Annotated in this window: 15 protein-coding genes; 1 reads left to right on the top strand and 14 read right to left on the bottom strand. The window is 67.2% G+C overall.

The window, feature by feature from the left end; translation table 11 throughout:
- Positions 1–29 precede the first annotated feature (29 nt).
- The 10 genes from nirD to LPB260_RS17350 all read right to left on the bottom strand — a co-directional run bounded on the left by nirD (position 30) and on the right by LPB260_RS17350 (position 11,672).
- Complete coding sequence (gene nirD / locus LPB260_RS17395) at positions 30–356, bottom strand: nitrite reductase small subunit NirD (RefSeq protein WP_208707059.1); 327 nt, start codon at positions 354–356, stop codon at positions 30–32.
- On the bottom strand, positions 353–2,809 hold the full coding sequence (gene nirB / locus LPB260_RS17390; RefSeq protein ID WP_208707058.1) for a nitrite reductase large subunit NirB: 2,457 nt from the start codon (positions 2,807–2,809) through the stop codon (positions 353–355). The genes nirD and nirB overlap by 4 nt, the downstream gene beginning before the upstream one ends.
- Before the next feature lie 294 nt (positions 2,810–3,103).
- Positions 3,104–4,771, bottom strand: coding sequence for a bifunctional protein-serine/threonine kinase/phosphatase (locus LPB260_RS17385; RefSeq protein WP_208707057.1), 1,668 nt, complete (start codon positions 4,769–4,771; stop codon positions 3,104–3,106).
- 197 nt (positions 4,772–4,968) lie between these two features.
- A complete protein-coding gene (locus LPB260_RS17380; protein ID WP_208707056.1) occupies positions 4,969–6,180 on the bottom strand; it encodes a NarK/NasA family nitrate transporter in 1,212 nt (403 codons plus the stop codon).
- Positions 6,181–6,622: 442 nt separating this feature from the next.
- Entirely contained in the window at positions 6,623–7,105 is a 483-nt protein-coding gene (locus tag LPB260_RS17375) for a cytochrome C (protein ID WP_208707055.1), read from the bottom strand.
- 60 nt (positions 7,106–7,165) lie between these two features.
- Positions 7,166–7,609, bottom strand: a complete 444-nt coding sequence (locus LPB260_RS17370; RefSeq protein ID WP_208707054.1) for a thioesterase family protein — start codon at positions 7,607–7,609, stop codon at positions 7,166–7,168.
- Positions 7,610–7,695: 86 nt separating this feature from the next.
- Positions 7,696–8,490, bottom strand: a complete 795-nt coding sequence (locus LPB260_RS17365) for an ABC transporter ATP-binding protein (protein ID WP_208707053.1) — start codon at positions 8,488–8,490, stop codon at positions 7,696–7,698.
- A gap of 23 nt (positions 8,491–8,513) precedes the next feature.
- Positions 8,514–9,503, bottom strand: a complete 990-nt coding sequence (locus LPB260_RS17360; RefSeq protein WP_208707052.1) for an ABC transporter permease — start codon at positions 9,501–9,503, stop codon at positions 8,514–8,516.
- A 60-nt stretch (positions 9,504–9,563) separates the two neighbouring features.
- Positions 9,564–10,952 (bottom strand): CmpA/NrtA family ABC transporter substrate-binding protein, encoded by a 1,389-nt coding sequence (locus tag LPB260_RS17355; protein ID WP_208707051.1) that lies wholly within the window; start codon positions 10,950–10,952, stop codon positions 9,564–9,566.
- Positions 10,953–11,354: 402 nt separating this feature from the next.
- Positions 11,355–11,672, bottom strand: coding sequence for a transcriptional regulator (locus tag LPB260_RS17350; RefSeq protein ID WP_208707050.1), 318 nt, complete (start codon positions 11,670–11,672; stop codon positions 11,355–11,357).
- Between the two features lie 201 nt (positions 11,673–11,873).
- Here LPB260_RS17350 and LPB260_RS17345 point away from each other — a divergent pair, with 201 nt between their 5' ends.
- Positions 11,874–12,266, top strand: coding sequence for a hypothetical protein (locus tag LPB260_RS17345; protein WP_208707049.1), 393 nt, complete (start codon positions 11,874–11,876; stop codon positions 12,264–12,266).
- Between the two features lie 51 nt (positions 12,267–12,317).
- Here LPB260_RS17345 and alaC read toward each other — a convergent pair whose 3' ends face one another.
- From alaC to LPB260_RS17325, 4 genes are all read right to left on the bottom strand, one after another.
- The gene (gene alaC, locus LPB260_RS17340; RefSeq protein WP_208707048.1) at positions 12,318–13,556 is read right to left on the bottom strand and encodes an alanine transaminase; all 1,239 of its coding nucleotides are present in this window, start codon (positions 13,554–13,556) and stop codon (positions 12,318–12,320) included.
- 121 nt (positions 13,557–13,677) lie between these two features.
- Positions 13,678–14,874 (bottom strand): pyridoxal-dependent decarboxylase, encoded by a 1,197-nt coding sequence (locus LPB260_RS17335; RefSeq protein WP_256625446.1) that lies wholly within the window; start codon positions 14,872–14,874, stop codon positions 13,678–13,680.
- A gap of 350 nt (positions 14,875–15,224) precedes the next feature.
- Positions 15,225–15,803 carry an ANTAR domain-containing response regulator gene (locus LPB260_RS17330; protein ID WP_208707046.1) on the bottom strand — a complete coding sequence of 193 codons (579 nt, stop codon included), beginning with the start codon at positions 15,801–15,803 and terminating at the stop codon, positions 15,225–15,227.
- A gap of 21 nt (positions 15,804–15,824) precedes the next feature.
- Entirely contained in the window at positions 15,825–17,042 is a 1,218-nt protein-coding gene (locus LPB260_RS17325; RefSeq protein ID WP_208707045.1) for a CmpA/NrtA family ABC transporter substrate-binding protein, read from the bottom strand.
- Between the last annotated feature and the right edge of the window lie 166 nt (positions 17,043–17,208).

Genomic DNA, 17,208 nt, shown 5'->3' with positions numbered 1-17,208 from the left:
AACGCCCGCGGCGTTCTCCACCCTGCGGCTCACGCGCACTCTTTCGCGGCATTCAGGGCCAGCAGCACTCGGCCGTTCTCGACTTTCGCCTGGTGCCGGTGGGCGCAGCCGACATCCGGGGCCACCGCCTCGCCGCTGGCCAGTTCGATCTGCCAGTTGTGCAGCGGGCAGGCCACGCGCTTGCCGTAGATCAGGCCTTGGGACAGCGGCCCGCCCTTGTGCGGGCAGCGATCGTCGAGGGCGAAGACCTCATCTGCGGACGTACGAAACAGCGCGATGTCGCCTTTCGGGCCTTTTACGATGCGCGAGCCCAGCACGTTGATCTCTTCCAGGGCGCAGATATCCAGCCAGTTCATACGGAGGCCTCCTCGAGCTGCACGACGTTGATGCGGTCGAACTCTTTCTTCAGGTTCGGGGTTTCGATGCGCTCCTTCCACGGGTCCTGCTCGAAGGACAGGGCGTACTGCAGGCGGGCATTGAGCGCCTTGCGGTTGTCGGCGTCCTCGAGTACGGCCTTCTTGATGTGCTCCATGCCCACGCGCTGCATGTAGTGCACGGTGCGCTCCAGGTAGAAGGCTTCCTCGCGATAGAGCTGGAGGAAGGCGCCGTTGTACTCGCGTACCTCCTCGGCGGTCTTGAGCTTGACGAAGAACTCCGCGACCTCGGTCTTGATGCCGCCGTTGCCGCCGATGTACATCTCGAAGCCCGAGTCCACGCCGATGATGCCGACGTCCTTGATGCCGGCCTCGGCGCAGTTGCGCGGGCAGCCGGAGACGGCCAGCTTGACCTTGTGCGGCGACCACATGTTGAACAGGTCGTGCTCCAGGTCGATGCCCAACTGGGTCGAGTTCTGCGTGCCGAAGCGGCAGAACTCGCTGCCCACGCAGGTCTTCACGGTGCGGATGGACTTGCCGTAGGCGTGGCCGGAAGGCATGTCCAGCTCCTTCCACACCGCCGGCAGGTCGTCCTTCTTGATGCCCAAAAGGTCGATGCGCTGGCCGCCGGTGACCTTGACCATGGGCACGTTGTACTTGTCGGCCACGTCGGCGATACGGCGCAGCTCGGAGGGGTTGGTCACCCCGCCCCACATGCGCGGTACCACCGAGTAGGTGCCGTCCTTCTGGATGTTGGCGTGGGCGCGCTCGTTGATCAGGCGCGACTGCGGGTCGTCCTTGGCCTCGCCCGGCCAGGTGGAGATCAGGTAGTAGTTCAGCGCCGGGCGGCAGGTGGCGCAGCCGTTGGGCGTGCTCCAGTTCATGAAGGCCATGGCCTGGCCGAGGCTGGTCAGGTGCTGCTCGCGGATGGCCTTGCGGATCTGCCCGTGGTTGAGCTCGCTGCAGCCGCAGATGGCCTTCTCGCTCTTGGGTTTGACGTCGGCGGCGCCGCCGACCGTGCTGATCAGGATCTGCTCGACCAATCCGGCGCAGGAGCCGCAGGAACTGGCGGCCTTGGTGTGCTTCTTGACCTCGTCGACCGAGAACAGGCCGTTCTCCTGGATGGCCTTGACGATCGTGCCCTTGCACACGCCGTTGCAGCCGCACACCTCCATGCTGTCGGGCATGTTGGCGGTCTTGTCGGCGCCCTGGTGGCCGACGTCGCCGATGGCGTTCTCGCCGAACATCAGGTGGTCGCGGATCTCGCTGACGTTGTGGTTTTCGCGGATCTGGCGGAAGTACCAGCCGCCGTCGGCGGTGTCGCCGTACAGGCAGGCGCCGACCAGCACGTCGTCCTTGATCACCAGCTTCTTGTACACGCCGCCGATGGGGTCGGACAGGGTGATGGTTTCAGTCCCCTCGGCGCCCATGAATTCCCCGGCGGAGAACAGGTCGATGCCGGTGACCTTGAGCTTGGTCGAGGTCACCGAGCCCTGGTAGCGGGAGAAGCCGAGCTGGGCCAGGTGGTTGGCGCAGACCTTGGCCTGCTCGAACAGCGGCGCCACCAGGCCGTAGGCGATGCCGCGGTGGCTGGCGCATTCGCCGATGGCGTAGACCCGCGGGTCGAAGGTCTGCATGGTGTCGTTGACCAGGATGCCGCGGTTGCAGGCGATTCCGGCTTGCTCGGCCAGCTCGGTGTTGGGGCGGATGCCGGCGGCCATCACCACCAGGTCGGCGGGGATGACTTCGCCGTCCTTGAACTTCACCGCGCAGACCCGGCCCTCGCCGTTGTCCAGCAGCTCGGCGGTGTGCTTGGGCAGGAGGAACTTCAGGCCGCGGTCTTCCAGGGACTTCTGCAGCAGGTCGCCGGCGGTGCGGTCGAGCTGGCGCTCCAGCAGCCAGTCGCCGATATGCACCACGGTGACGTCCATGCCGCGCAGCTTGAGGCCGTTGGCCGCTTCCAGGCCGAGCAGGCCACCGCCGATCACCACCGCGTGCTTGTGGGTCTTGGCGGTGTCCATCATGGTCTGGGTGTCGGCGATATCGCGATAGCCGATCACCCCGTCCAGGTCCTTGCCGGGAATCGGCAGGATAAAGGGGTTGGAACCGGTGGCGATGAGCAGGCGGTCGTACTCGGCCTCGCTGCCGTCGTCGGCGATCACCTTGCGCGCCTTGCGGTCGATCTCCAGCACCTTGCGCCCCAGGCGCAGGTCGATGCCGTTGTCGGCGTACCAGGCCAGGTCGTTGAGGACGATCTCCTCGAAGGTCTGTTCGCCGGCCAGCACCGGCGAGAGCAGGATGCGGTTGTAGTTCGGATGCGGTTCGGCACCAAACACGGTGATCTCATAGAGGTCGGGGGCGAGCTTGAGCAGCTCTTCGAGGGTACGGACTCCGGCCATGCCGTTGCCGATCATCACCAACTTGAGTTTTTTCATGGTTCCTCACCGTCACGCAAAACCGGAAAACAAAAAAAGGCGTCCCGCTAGTCACCTAGCGAGGACGCCTTTGTCCTGGTCCCGTTCTCTCGGGAAGCGCCGCCTTCCACGTTGAAGGTCGCGCTTTTTTGATTTGTATGAGTGCTTTAGCAGGCTCTGTGCCAACTTTGCCGAATGCTCGGTTACCGGGGGCTGCAGCGCTTTCTGCTCATGTCCGGGGCGGCTCCGGGAGGCTGCCGGCGCACCTGTTTAAGGCGAGTTGCGCCCTTATGGTGCATCGTCACGGCGTGGCGCCTAGCTCAGCAGCAGAACCAGCAGGGCCAGGTTGAGCAGCAGGGAAACCAGCGCCACCGTGCGCCAGACCAGCAGCGGCTCACGCTCGAGCAGCGGTCGGGGCTGGCTGCTGAGGGCCTGGCGCTCACCCTGTTCCAGGGCCAGCAGCCATTCCTCGGCGGTTTCATAGCGCTGCTGCGGGTCGGCGCTGACCGCGCGAGTCAGGCTCTCGTCCAGCCAGCTCGGCAGGTCGGGGCGATAGCGGCTGGCCGGTGTCGGCGTGCTGAAGCGCGGGTGCTGGAAGGCCTCGATCTCGCCGTAGGGGTAGTGGCCGGTGAGCAGGTGGTAGAGGGTCACGCCGGCGGCGTAGAGGTCCTGGCCGGCGCTGGGCGGGCTGCCGCCGAAGCATTCCGGGGCGATATAGCTGGGCGTGCCCGGCAGGCTGCCGGCTTCGTCGCGCGACAGCCCCGGGCAGTAGGCCAGGCCGAAATCCACCAGGCGCAGTTCGCCGTCATCGCCCCACAGCAGGTTTTCCGGCTTGATGTCGCGATGCAGGATATTGCGCCGGTGCAGCATGCCTACGGCCTTGAGCAGGCGTGGGGCGATGTCCAGCCACTCCGGCAGCGGCAGCGGGCCGGACAGGCGCAGGTGCTCGGCCAGGGTCTGTCCGGCGTACTCGCGTTGCAGGTAGTACAGGTGCTGGCGCTGTGGCAGCGGATGCACCTCGGCGAAGTGGCGACCGGCCACGCGGCGCAGGAACCACTCCTCGAGCAGCAGCGCCGGCCCGGCCTGCGGCTCGTCGGCACGGGAGGGCGGCAGGGTCTTGAGCAGCCAGCGCCGCGCCTGAGCATCGCGCACCCGGTAGACCAGCGATTGGCGCGACTCGGCGAGCAGGCGGTCGACCTGCCAGCCCTCGAACGTCTGGCCTTCGCGCAGCCGCGGCGGCAGTGGCCAGGCGGCGAGCTGCGCCAGGGTATCGGCCAGGTCGCTCTGCGGCAGGCCCTCGACCCGCACCAGCAGGGCGCTGGCGTTGTCCTGGCTGCCGGCCAGGTGGGCGGCGCTGACCAGTGCCCGCGAGGCCGCCGCGGGGTCCGGTTCGTCGTGCAGGATGCGCTGGATGCCGACATCGCCGAGCACCGCCCAGACCCCGTCGCTGACCAGCAGGAAGCTCTCGCCCTCGCGCAGCTCGCCGTCCAGGTAGTCCACCACCAGGTGCTGGTCCAGGCCCAGGGCGCGCTTGAGCACATGCTGCATGCCCGGCTGTTCCCACACATGGTCCTCGCTGAGGCGCTCGAGCTGGCCGGCGTACCAGCGATAGGCGCGGCAGTCGCCGACATGCGCCAGGGTGAAGCGCCGGCCGCGCAGGACCAGGGCGGTGAGGGTGGTAAGCAGCGGCTGGCCGCCGCCATTGGCCTGCAGCCAGCGGTTGTGGGCCACCAGCAGGCGATCCAGCGACTGCGCCACCGCCCAGGTCTCCGGGGTGGCGTAGTAATCCAGGGCCAGGGCCTGCAGGGTCGCGCGGGCGGCCAGGCCACCATCGGCGCACTGGCTGACACCGTCGGCCAGGGCGAACAGGTAGCCCTTGCTCGCCGCCAGGGCCGGTGCCGGCGTCACCACGCGCAGGGCGTCCTGGTTCTCTTGCCGGGGGCCGGTGGCCGTGGCGTCGCCGAAGCTCAGTTGCAGGGCCATCGTGGCTGTCCTGTAGGGGGAGGGCTGAGGCAAAGACGAGGCCGGGGCACGGCTGCCGGGGGCGGCCGTCGCCGGCCTTCCCCATCTCGCCTGACCAGTGCATTGCCACCCTGCCGGGCAGCCCCGTCTTTGCCTCAATCCTCCAGTCCATGAAGCCGTAGGGTGGATGAAGGCGTCATCCACCCTACGTTAGCCTGTTACACCCGCGCGGCGGTGACCGCGGCCGAGCCCCAGGTGGTGCGCCAGCGCTGCTTCACACCGTACAGGCCGACCCAGGCCAGCAGGCCGAGGCTGGCGAACAGCCACAGGGCCAGCTGGTAGTCGCCGGTGTGCTGCTTGATCGCGCCGAGGCCGGCGGCCAGGAGGAAGCCGCCGACGCCGCCGGCCATGCCGATCAGCCCGGTCATCACGCCGATTTCCTTGCGAAAACGCTGCGGCACCAGCTGGAACACCGCGCCGTTGCCGGCGCCGAGGCCGAGCATGGCGGCGACGAACAGGGCCAGGGCGGCCGTCGAGCTGGACAGGTTGAAGCCCACCGCGGCGATGCACAGCGAGGCGACGGTGTACATCATCAGCAGCGAGCGGATGCCACCGATGCGGTCGGCCAGGGCGCCGCCCAGGGGGCGCAGCAGGCTGCCGGCGCAGACGCAGGCGGCGGTGTAGTAGCCGGCGGTGACCGGGTCCAGGCCGTACTGGTCGTTGAAGTAGCCGGGCAGGGCGCTGGCCAGGCCGATGAAGCCGCCGAAGGTGACGCTGTAGAAGAACATGAACCACCAGCTGTCGCGGTCGCCGAGGGCCTTGAGATAGTCGGCCAGGGCCTTGGGCTTGGGCCGCTCCGGGGCGTTCTTGGCCACCAGGGCGAACACCACCAGGGTGATCAGCAGCGGGATCAGCGCCCAGCCGAAGACGTTCTGCCAGCCGAACAGCGCGGCCAGGCCCGGGGCGAACAGTGCCGCCAGCACAGTGCCGGAGTTGCCGGCGCCGGCGATGCCCATGGCCTTGCCCTGGTGCTGCGGCGGGTACCACTGCGAGGCCAGGGGCAGGGCGACGGCGAAGGCCGCGCCGGCGAAGCCGAGGAACAGGCCGAGCAGCAGGGCGTGCTCGTAGGTCTGGATGCCGATCTGCCAGGCGGCGAACAGCGAGCAGATGACCACCACCTGGCCGATCAGCCCGGCGCTCTTGGGCGACAGGCGGTCGGCGAGGAACCCCATGACGATGCGCAGCACCGCGCCGGCGAGAATCGGCGTGGCGACCATCAGGCCACGCTGCTGGGCGGTCAGCTCGAGATCGGTGGCGATCTGCACGGCCAATGGACCGAGCAGGTACCAGACCATGAAGCTCAGGTCGAAATAGAGAAAGGCGGCGAACAGCGTGGGGGCGTGACCGGCTTTCCAGAAACTCGTATTCATTCGAACACCTCATCGGCAAGAAAGGGTCCCGGTCGGGGCGCGACAGACCGTGGTCGTGGACACGGTGGCCGCAGCCCGCCGGGGAGGCGCGGCACTTGTGGCGCCGCACCCTGCGGCCGAAGCCACAGCTGGGTTGAGAGAGTTGCCCGCAAGGCCCCTGGATCACAGGGGCATCGCCATCCCCAAACGCTGGGGCGGAAACGAAAAACGTCGCCTGCCCCTGGCGCTGGTCAGCGCAGGGGCAGGCGACGTCTTTGTCGTTCATGGGCAGCCGCCATTGGCTACCTGTGAGGGGTAGTAGCAAAAGCTGCGCCAACCCTTCGAATCGCGCGGAATCGGGGGTGGGCCTGCCCAGCAGGCGCGTGCGGGCGAGTCAAAATGGGGCGCGGTTGCCGATCATGCGCCGAGACGGGGCGTTGCTGGGCGGTGTTGGGGTGACCGCTCAATCCGCCGGTGGTGTCGGGAAGAGGACGACCGGGGCGGGCGGCGTCTGCCCGGGCGGCAGCGCGGCCGGTGCCGGCTCGCCGGCCGGGCCGAGGTGTTTGACCAGCCGGTAGATGGCCAGCAGGTCCTCGTCGGTCATGATGTGCAGCTTGTCGTTGGGCATCGGCGGGCGGTAGTTGGCGTTGCGCGCCAGGGTCAGCCACTGGCTTTCACTCAGGTACGGCAGCAACAGGCGCAGATTGCTCGGGTAGGTGGTGCCCCAGGGGCCGCTCCAGCCGAGGCGATCGCCCTTGAGCCACTCGCTCTCGGGGATGGAGCCGGGGGCCATCAGGTAGCCGGCGGTGTGACAGTCGTTGCAGCCGCCGATGTTGACCAGGTAGCGGCCGCGCTCGAGCTGCGCCTCATCGGCGAATGCACAGGGGCTGCAGACAAGCAGGCTGGCGAGCAGGCTGTTCAAGGCAAAGCGGCGTTTGGCGGACATGGCGAACCTCGGACTGCGGGCGCCATCGAGCGGCGCTGTCCCTAGGTATAGCGCAGGCGCTCAGTCCAGCCAGTTGACCTGGGGAAACAGGTCGCTGAAGGTCGCCGGCATCTGCACCACCTGGCCGCGCCTGTAGTCGAAGAACACGAAGCCCGACTTGGCCATCGCCACCAGGCTGCCATCGAGCGGGCGGCTGATGCGGAAGGTGATATCGCCGCCGTAGCGGTTGAAGTCCATCACCCCGACCTCGAACAGCAACTGGTCGCGGGCATGGGCTTCGGCGCGGTAGGTGGTGGCCAGGTCGGTGACGATGATGCCGACGCCGTCCTCGCGGGTTTCCTCCACGCCGAACTCGAACAGAAAGCGCGCCCGCGCCTCGGAGATCATCGAGATCATCGAGTCGTTGCCCAGGTGGTTGGCGGCATTGATGTCGGTGACCCGCACGGTGAGGTGGGTGCTGTAGCAGTACTGGTCTTCGGGGAACTCAAGTTTCAGGCGGGCCATGGCGGGATCTCGTTGCGGCTGGAGTTCACGCCGCTCGGGCGCGCGGCGGCATTATACGCGCGCGCCCGGCCACGGCGGTGCCCGGTTCAGGCCGCCGGGCGCTGCTGCTTCTGGTAGAGGAACTCCAGCACCGCCGCGCGGTAGTCGTGGTAGCGCGCATCGTGGGCCAGGGCCATGCGTTCGCGCGGGCGCGCCAGCTTGACCTCGAGGATGTCGCCGATGGTCGCCGCCGGGCCGTTGCTCATCATCACGATGCGGTCGGACAGCAGCACCGCCTCGTCGACGTCGTGGGTGATCATGATCACCGTGTTGCCGAGCTCGGCGTGGATCTCCATCAGCGAATCCTGCAGGTGGGCGCGGGTCAGGGCGTCGAGGGCGCCGAACGGCTCGTCCATCAGCAGCACCTTGGGCTGCATGGCCAGGGCACGGGCGATGCCGATGCGCTGCTTCATGCCGCCGGAGATCTCGCTGGGGCGCTTGTCGCGGGCGTGGTTCATGTGCACCAGCGCCAGGTTGTGCTCGATCCACTCGCGCATCTGCGCCTTGCTCTTGTGCCCCTGGAACACCTGGCGCACGGCCAGCTCGATGTTCTGGTAGCAGCTCAACCAGGGCAGCAGGCTGTGGTTCTGGAACACCACGGCGCGCTCGGGGCCGGGCGAGTCGACCTCGCGCCCGTCGAGGATCACCCCGCCGGTGCTGGCCTGGTAGAGGCCGGCGACGATGTTCAGCACGGTCGACTTGCCGCAGCCGGAGTGGCCGATCAGCGAGACGAACTCGCCCTTGGCGATCTTCAGGTTGACGTTCTGCAGGGCGCAGTACAGGCCCTTGTCGGTGGGGAAGCTGATGCCGACGCCGGTCAGCTCGAGATGGGCAGTGTTCATGGCGGACTCCTGAAAAGGGGCGGTTAGCGCAGGTCGGCGTGCTTGTCCCAGCTGACACGGCGCTGGAGCAGGAGCATGAGGCGGTCGAGGACGAAGCCGATCAGGCCGATGACGATCACCGCGACCATGATCCGCCCCAGGGAATTGGAGCTGCCGTTCTGGAACTCGTCCCAGATGAATTTGCCCAGGCCGGGGTTCTGCGCCAGCATCTCGGCGGCGATCAGCACCATCCAGCCGGTGGCCAGCGACAGGCGCAGGCCGGTGAAGATCATCGGCACGGCGGCGGGCAGGACGATGCGCCGCACGTGGGACAGCGGCGACAGGCTGAGCACGCGGCTGACGTTGCGCAGGTCCTGGTCGAGGTTGGCCACGCCTACCGTGGTGCTGATTACAGTCGGCCACAGGCAGCACAGCGCCACGGTGATCGCCGAGGTGACGAAGGACTTGGCCATCATCGGGTCGCTGCTGGTGTACACGGCGCTGACCACCATGGTCACCAGCGGCAGCCAGGCCAGCGGCGAGACCGGCTTGAACACCTGGATCAGCGGGTTGACCGCGTTGTAGATCGGCTTGCTCAGGCCGCAGACGATACCCAGTGGAATGGCCAGCAGGGAGGCGATGACGAAGCCGGTGAGTACCGTGTAGAGGCTGGTGAAGATCTGCTTGAAGAAGGTCGGCTTGCCGGTATAGGGGCGAATCTTCACCTCGGCGTCGGGATTGTTCGCCAGCTTGGCGGCGTTGCGCGCCTCCTGGCGGGCGTAGAAGGCGTCGGCCTTGTCCAGCTCGCGCTGGTGCTCGTTGACCAGGGCGCCGAACTGGCTGGCGACCTGGGTCGGCCCGGGGAACTTGCCCAGGCTGGTGTCGATGCTGCCGGCGGCGAGCTGCCAGAACAGCAGGAAGGCCAGCACGCCGATCAGCGGCATCAGCACGCTCGGCAGCCAGCGCTTGAAGGCGGCGCTGCGCGCCGACTTCAGGGTTTCCCGTATGGGTTGGGCGACGGCGGGGTTGCTCATCGTCTGGTCCTCGAAGCAGGGGGAGAGCCGGAGGGGCCGGCTCCCTGGGCTATGGCTGGCTTACAGCGCGGAGTCGGCCTTCAGGCCAATGCTGAACTGGTTGATGTAGGCGTTCGGCTGGCGTCCGTCGTAGGTCAGGCCGTCGATAAACTCGTTGCTCGGCGCCCGGAAACCCTCTTCCGCTGCGCTTGGGAAGTCGTCGGCCTTGGCCATGCCTTCTTCCACCAGTTCGGCGGCGGCGCTGCGGTAGATCTCCGGCAGGTAGACCTGCTTGGCCACGTCCAGGTACCAGCTGTCCGGCTTGGCCTCGCCGATCTGGCCCCAGCGGCGCATCTGGGTCAGGTACCAGATGGCGTCGGAGTAGTAGGGGTAGGTGGCGTGGTAGCGGAAGAACACGTTGAAGTCAGGCACTTCGCGTTTGTCGCCCTTCTCGTACTCGAAGGTGCCGGTCATGGAGTTGGCGATCACCTTGGCGTCGGCGCCGACGTACTCGGGACGCGAGAGGATCTGCACGGCCTCGGCGCGGTTGGCGTTGTCGTTCTCGTCAAGCCACATGGCGGCGCGGATCAAGGCCTTGACCAGGCGCTTGTGGGTTTCCGGGTTGGCCTCGGCCCAGGCCTTGGATACGCCGAAGACCTTCTCCGGGTTGTTCTTCCAGATCTCGTAGTCGGTGATCACTGGCACGCCGATGCCCTTGAACACCGCCTGCTGGTTCCACGGCTCGCCGACGCAGTAGCCGTCGATGGTGCCGGCCTCCATGGTCGCCGGCATCTGCGGCGGTGGGGTGACCGAGAGCAGGGCGTCGGCGTTGATGGTGCCGGCGATGTCGCCCTTGGCCGGCGCGTAGTAACCGGGGTTGATGCCGCCGGCGGCCAGCCAGTAGCGCAGCTCATAGTTGTGGGTCGAGACCGGGAACACCATGCCCAGGTTGAAGGGCTTGCCCTGGGCCTTGTACTGCTCGATCACCGGCTTGAGGGCGTCGGCCTTGATCGGGTGCACCGGCTTGCCGTTCTCCATCGGCACATGCTTCTTCATCTCCTGCCACACCTCGTTGGACACGGTGATGCCATTGCCATTGAGGTCCATGGAGAAGGCGGTGACCACCTCGGCCTTGGTGCCGAAGCCGATCGTCGCCCCCAGGGGCTGGCCGGCGAGCATGTGCGCGCCGTCCAGTTCGCCGGTGATCACCCGGTCCAGCAGTACCTTCCAGTTGGCCTGGGCTTCGAGGGTGACGTAGAGCCCCTCGTCTTCGAAGTAGCCCTTCTCATAGGCGATGGCCAGGGGCGCCATGTCGGTCAGCTTGATGAAACCGAGCTTGAGCTCGTCCTTTTCCGGATCGGCCGCCTGGGCGATCTGCAGGCTCAGGGGCGACAGCAAGATGGCGGCGGCGCAGCCCAGGCCAGCGAGGGTCTTTTTCAGCAGGGAGCGGCGAGCGGTGAATGTACGCATGGTGGTTCCTCTGGTCTCGAAAACGAAAAAAGACGTCACGGACAAGCCGGTTCCGGAGAACTGGATGCCTGAGACGTCTTTGTCTATTCGTCTCGATCACCGCCGTTGGCGATCCGAAGACGTTTGCTGAGGAGGTAATTGCAAGGGGCTTGCCAGCTTTCCCGAGGCGACCCTTGCGAGCCCGCGCGCGGTGCCTCGCCGGAAGTTCGGGGCTGGAGATAAAAATCTTCCAAAACAGTGGCTTATGGAGATATTGCGGGTTGCTTCGGCGGCTGCAGAGCACGCAGCGAGGGGCTCGCCGGCCCGCCAGGGGCCGCGCCTGCGGCCCTGTTACTGGGCCATCGCTGTGCGTCGTGGCCATGTCCTGAGCGCTTTTGGGTCGGTTTCGCAGGCGCCGCCGGGTTAGCGCACGGCCGGCTGCGCCCGGGCCTCCTCGACGAACTCCTTGAGCCACCTCAGCACGTCCACCGCGTCCCAGCGCGCCGGGTCGAACATGGCGTAGGCCAGGCCCTGATAGCCGACCACGTCCAGCTGCCTGTGGTAGCCGGCGCGCTGCAGCAGGGCCTCGATCTCGGCGAAGCAGGTATTGAAGTGCACGCGGTTGAAGGGTGTTTTGCCCTCGGTGACCAGGCCTTCGAGTTGCAGTTCCTCGACCGTCGCGCGAACCCGCTCCAGCGGCATGCGGTTCACCGTGTGTTTCAGTTGCAGTACGTCCAGCATCGCTTTGCTCCTGATTGATGCACTGAATTGGCCGGCCCATGAGGCAGTCGAGGGCTGACCGATGACGGAAAACAGTCTACTGGAAAAACACTGTACATATAACCAGTATTGGGCAATAGTAAGACCGTGTCTTCCTGAACTCACTCATTCGCCTGGTCCGCCCTAGCCGGATTGCGGTGCACTGCAGAGGAGCAAGTAGCAATGCAACAGACCTTGATGACGATTGTGCTGTTGGTCCTGCTGAGCGGCTGCGCTCAGCCGCAGATCGAGCAACCCAGGGCCAATGGCAGCTACCTGGTGATCGAGAACGGCCAGGCCTGGGCGGTGCTGGTGTCCGATGGCAAGCGCAGCGAGGAGCGCGGCACGGTGGTCGATGCGATCAGGTTGCCCAGCGAGCACGCGCCGGTGGCCGCCAGCTACGTGATCGAGACGCCGAACTGCGGGCGCCTGCAATGGTTGAGCGAGCGGCGCGATGCCGCGGATGGCGTGACCAGCCTGATGTCGCTGCACGACAACAAACGCTTGGGCGAGTCCGGCTGTGTGATCGGCGAGGGCCTGAGCCGGGTGTGGACGGTGCTGGACTATTCGGGATGAGGGGACCGTTGCGCGCGGCGGCCTGGCTACCGCGCGCGACGGTTCAAGGCATCAGGCCTCTGGCGCCTTGCGGGGCTTGGCCGGCGCGGCCGGCAGCAGGCCGTCGGCACGGAACATCGCCTTGATGCCGCGCAGCGCCTGGCGGATGCGGTCCTGGTTCTCGATCAGGGCGAAGCGCACATGGTCGTCGCCGTAGTCGCCGAAGCCCAGGCCTGGAGAGACGCAGACCTTGGCCTCAAGCAGCAGCTTCTTGGCGAACTCCAGCGAACCGAGCGCCGCGTACTGCTCGGGAATCTTCGCCCAGACATACATCGAGGCCTTGGGGTTCTGCACCATCCAGCCAATCTCGTGCAGGCCCTTGACCAGCAGGTTGCGGCGCTGGCGGTACTGCTCGGCGATATCGCGCACGCATTGCTGGTCGCCTTCCAGGGCGGCGATGGCGGCGACCTGCAGCGGGGTGAAGGTGCCGTAGTCGTGGTAGCTCTTGATCCGCGCCAGGGCGTTCACCAGCTCGGCGTTGCCGACCATGAAGCCGATGCGCCAGCCGGCCATGTTGTAGCTCTTGGACAGGGTGAAGAACTCCACGGCGATGTCCTTGGCGCCCGGCACCTGCATGATCGACGGCGCCTTCCAGCCGTCGTAGACGATGTCGGCATAGGCCAGGTCGTGGATCACCAGTACGTCATACTGCTTGGCCAGGGCCACCACGCGCTCGAAGAAGTCCAGCTCCACGCACTGTGCGGTGGGGTTGGAGGGGAAGCCCAGGATCATCATCTTCGGCTTGGGGATCGACTCGCGGATGGCCCGTTCCAGTTCGGCGAAGAAGTCCACCCCGGGCACCAGGGGCACCGAGCGCACCTGGGCGCCGGCGATCACCGCGCCATAGATATGGATGGGGTAGCTGGGGTTGGGCACCAGCACTGTGTCGCCATGGTCCAGGGTGGCCAGCATCAGGTGGGCCAGGCCTTCCTTGGAACCGATGGTGACGATGGCTTCGCTGTCCGGGTCGATGTCCACCGCGTAGCGCTCCTGGTACCAGCGCGAGATGGCGCGGCGCAGGCGCGGGATGCCGCGCGAGGTGGAGTAGCCGTGGGTGTCCTCGCGCTGGGCGACGGTGCAGAGCTTCTCGACGATGTGCGGCGGCGTGGGGCCGTCCGGATTGCCCATGCTGAAGTCGATGATGTCCTCGCCACGGCGGCGGGCGGCCATCTTCAGTTCGGCGGTGATGTTGAAAACGTAGGGGGGGAGTCGATCGATGCGCGCAAAGCGGCGCGAAGCTTGATCAGCCATGCTGTCCTCGAAAACGTAAGCGCCCGGAACCGTCCGAGCGACGTTGGCCAGTGCGCTGGCCAGGCGGCGACGATAAGCGCAGCGCCTGGGGTTTGTCGAGAGGCTTGTCGGGATGCCGTGCTCAGGCCGGGGTGTTGCGCTTGAGCTCGCCCAGCAGTTCGATCAGCACCTGGATGTCGGCATCGCGGGTGCGCCAGGAGGACAGGCTGAGGCGAAAGGCCGGGCGTCCCTGCCAGATCGTCGGGCCGAACCACACCTGACCGGAGGCCTGCGCCGCCTGGCGAATGGCCACGGTCTGCTCATCGCTGTCGGCGCGCACCAGCACCTGGTTGAGCACCGCCCGGTTGAGCACCTGATAGCCCAGGGCGCGCAGGCTCGCGGCCAGGTGGCCGGCCTGGCGGATATGCCGGTCGAGCATTTCGCGCAGGCCGTCGCGGCCGAGGCTGGCGAGCGCAGCCCAGACCGCCACGCCGCGGGCGCGGCGGGAGAACTCCAGGGTGAGGTTCTTCTGCGCATCCCGTGACGCCGTGGCGTAGGCCGCATCGCTGTTCATCGCGCTGGCGAGGGCGTCGGCGTCGCGGCAGATGGCCATGGCGCTGTCGTAGGGAGTGTTCAGCCACTTGTGGCCGTCGGTGGTCCAGCTGTCGGCCAGCTCGACCCCGGTGGCCAGTTCGGCCGAGGAGGAGGCGCGGGCCCAGAGGCCGAAGGCGCCGTCGATGTGCACCCAGGCCCCGGCCGCCTTGGCCTTGGGGATCAGCTCGGCGAAGGGGTCGAACTCGCCGGTGTTCACCTCGCCGGCCTGCAGACAGAGGATGGTCAGCTCATCCAGGGGCGGCAGCTGCTGCGGATCGACGCGGCCATGGGCGTCGGTCGGCGCGACGATCAGCCGGTTCATGCCGAAACCGAGGATGCGCAGGGCCTTCTTCACGGTGATGTGGCAGCTGGCGGAGACCACCACGCGCACTTCCGGGGCACCGACCAGGCCGTCGCCGTCGAAGTCCCAGCCCTGGCGGGCCAGGAGCTGGCGCCGCGCGGCGGACAGGCAGGCCAGGGTGCAGGCGGTGGCGCTGGTGCCGAAGCCCACGGCGCTTTCCCTCGGCAGACCGAGCAGCTCGCAGACCCAGCGGCCGGCGATGCGTTCCAGGGTATCGGCCGCCGGCGAGTTGTCGAACGATGAGGCGCACTGGTCCCAGGCCAGCACCATGCGCTCAGCCGCTGCGGCGGCGGGCAGGGTGGCGCCGATGACGAAGCCGAAATAGCGCGGGCCGTTGGAGGCGACGGTGGCCGGCGAGCCGATCTCATCCAGGCGTCGCAGCACCTCGGCGGCCTCGATGCCTCGCTCGGGGGCGCCTGATCGAGGGCTTTCAGGTCGGCGATGGCAGCCGGCCCGGGAAAGGCCGGGCGGCCTGGAATGCCGTCGAAGTAGTCGAGGGCGCGGCGGTCCGCCTCGGCCAGGAGTTGGCGCTCGTCAAGGGTACTGGTCATACGGGCCTCGTCGTCGAGAACTGTGCAGGGCCATCAGCATAGCCAGGCCCGCGGCGGCGCAGCAGGCACAACCCGGCCCCGAGATGGCCGTACAGCTCGCCCGGCGTGGCTCGAAGCAGGGAGCACAGTGGCTTTTCTGGCAGTACAGTTGCGCGCAGACGAGGGCGGGCGCCTGCGTGAGCCTCAGCCGCCGAGCATGTCGTGCATGGCGATGATCTGCTCGGCGACCTGGATCAGCTTCTGCTGACGGCTCATGGCCTGGCGGCGCATGAGGGTGTAGGCCTCTTCCTCGTTGCAGCTCTTCATCTTCATCAGCAGGCCCTTGGCCAGCTCGATGCGCTTGCGCTCGGCCAGTTGCGCGTCGCGTGCCTGCAGCTGGGCGCGCAGGGCCTGGTCGCTCTCGAAGCGGGCCATGGCTACATCGAGAATCGGCTGCAGGCGCTCGGCATGGATGCCTTCGACGATGTAGGCGCTGACCCCCGACTGGATGGCCTGGCGCATGACCTTGGGGTCGTGCTCGTCGGTGAACATGACGATGGGCCGAGGCTGGTCACGGCTGACCAGGACCACCTGTTCCATGACGTCACGGCCGGGGGATTCACTGTCGATCAGGATGACGTCCGGGCGGATCGCCTCGACGCGCCCGGGCAGGTCGATGGTCAGGCCGGATTCGTCGACCACCTCGAAGCCGGCCTCGATCAGGGCGGCCCGCAGTCGGCCAACCTTTTTCGGCGTGTCGTTGATCAGGAGGATGCGCAGCATGGTGGTATCGGTTTCCAGGGGTCAGAGGGCTGAGGCCTGGCGGACGTCGGCCAGGGCGTGCAGGGCGAAGCTGCGGGCATAGCCGGCGGGGTCGGCGCCATCCCAGGGCTTGCCATCGAGCAGCGTGGCGCTGCGCAGGGGCGATGCCGGCAGCGCGATACCCAGCGCCTCGGCAGCCTCATGATAAAGCTTAAGCTGCTGGACCCGGCGCGCCACCGCGAAGTAGTCCGGGTCTTCGCGCAGCAGGCCCCAGCGGCGGAACTGGGTCATGAACCACAGGCCGTCGGACAGGTAGGGCATGTTCACCTTGCCCTCGTCGAAGAAGCGCAGCGGATGGGCATCCAGCCAGGCGTGGCCGTTGCCGTCCTCGTACTGGCCGAGAAAGCGCGGCAGGATGGCGTTCAGCGGCGCGTCGAGGTACTCGCCGGCGCTGAGCAGATGCGCGGTGCTGCGCTTGTTCTCCTCGCTCTGATCGATGAAGCGGCTGGCCTCCAGCACCGCCATCACCAGGGCGCGGGCCGTGTTCGGGTAGGCGCTGACGAACGCCTGGGTGCAGCCCAGGACCTTTTCCGGATGATCCGGCCAGATCGACTGGCTGGTGGCCAGGGTGAAGCCCTTTCTTTCGGCAATCGCCTGGGCGCCCCAGGGCTCGCCGGCGCAGAAGCCGTCGATGCGTCCGGCCTGCAGGTGGGCGACCATCTGCGAAGGCGGTACGACGACGGTATTCACGTCGTCCAGGGGATGGATGCCCTGGCTGGCCAGCCAGTAATAGAGCCACAGGGCGTGGGTGCCGGTGGGGAAGGTCTGCGCCAGGGTAAGCTTTGCACTGTTTTGGCGCACGCGTGCGCGCAGCGCCTCAGCATTGGTCACCCCGGCTTCCTGCAGGGGCTGGGACAGGTTGATGCTCTGGCCGTTCTGCGACAGGCCCATGAGTACGGCCATGTCCACCGGCGGCGTGCCGCCGATGCCCAGGTGCACCGCATAGAGCAGGCCGTACAGGCCCTGGGCGGCGTCCAGTTCGCCGCTGAGCAGCTTGTCGCGCAGGGTGGCCCAGGACGCCTGGCGCTGCAGGTTCAGCGTCAGGCCGTAGGGCTGGGCGAAGCCCTGGGTCGCGGCGACGATCAGCGAGGCCGAGTCGGTCAGGGCCATGAAGCCGATCTCCAGGGCGCTCTTCTCCGGTGCGTCGCTGCCGTTGACCCAGGCCAGCGCGTCGCTGCGGGGAATATCTTGCTCGCTCATTGCACCTTTTCCTTGCTCAACTTCAAAGGTCGCCGGTCCCATCACCGTCGGGGGCAGGGGGCGCGTGCGGATCGATTGCGATCCTGTTGAGTATCCATAAGCAAGCGATATGCCACGGATGGCGAACGCCAGGCATAAAAAAGCCCCGCACGGGGCGGGGCTTTTT

Source organism: Pseudomonas sp. LPB0260 (assembly GCF_013388395.1).
This window is presented reverse-complemented; position numbering and strand designations above follow the sequence as displayed.

Bases quoted from the DNA above. Each gene is read 5' to 3' on its own strand.
- nirD (WP_208707059.1), bottom strand. From the start codon at position 356: ATGAACTGGCTGGATATCTGCGCCCTGGAAGAGATCAACGTGCTGGGC.
- nirB (WP_208707058.1), bottom strand. From the start codon at position 2,809: ATGAAAAAACTCAAGTTGGTGATGATCGGCAACGGCATGGCCGGAGTC.
- LPB260_RS17385 (WP_208707057.1), bottom strand. From the start codon at position 4,771: ATGGCCCTGCAACTGAGCTTCGGCGACGCCACGGCCACCGGCCCCCGG.
- LPB260_RS17380 (WP_208707056.1), bottom strand. From the start codon at position 6,180: ATGAATACGAGTTTCTGGAAAGCCGGTCACGCCCCCACGCTGTTCGCC.
- LPB260_RS17375 (WP_208707055.1), bottom strand. From the start codon at position 7,105: ATGTCCGCCAAACGCCGCTTTGCCTTGAACAGCCTGCTCGCCAGCCTG.
- LPB260_RS17370 (WP_208707054.1), bottom strand. From the start codon at position 7,609: ATGGCCCGCCTGAAACTTGAGTTCCCCGAAGACCAGTACTGCTACAGC.
- LPB260_RS17365 (WP_208707053.1), bottom strand. From the start codon at position 8,490: ATGAACACTGCCCATCTCGAGCTGACCGGCGTCGGCATCAGCTTCCCC.
- LPB260_RS17360 (WP_208707052.1), bottom strand. From the start codon at position 9,503: ATGAGCAACCCCGCCGTCGCCCAACCCATACGGGAAACCCTGAAGTCG.
- LPB260_RS17355 (WP_208707051.1), bottom strand. From the start codon at position 10,952: ATGCGTACATTCACCGCTCGCCGCTCCCTGCTGAAAAAGACCCTCGCT.
- LPB260_RS17350 (WP_208707050.1), bottom strand. From the start codon at position 11,672: ATGCTGGACGTACTGCAACTGAAACACACGGTGAACCGCATGCCGCTG.
- LPB260_RS17345 (WP_208707049.1), top strand. From the start codon at position 11,874: ATGCAACAGACCTTGATGACGATTGTGCTGTTGGTCCTGCTGAGCGGC.
- alaC (WP_208707048.1), bottom strand. From the start codon at position 13,556: ATGGCTGATCAAGCTTCGCGCCGCTTTGCGCGCATCGATCGACTCCCC.
- LPB260_RS17330 (WP_208707046.1), bottom strand. From the start codon at position 15,803: ATGCTGCGCATCCTCCTGATCAACGACACGCCGAAAAAGGTTGGCCGA.
- LPB260_RS17325 (WP_208707045.1), bottom strand. From the start codon at position 17,042: ATGAGCGAGCAAGATATTCCCCGCAGCGACGCGCTGGCCTGGGTCAAC.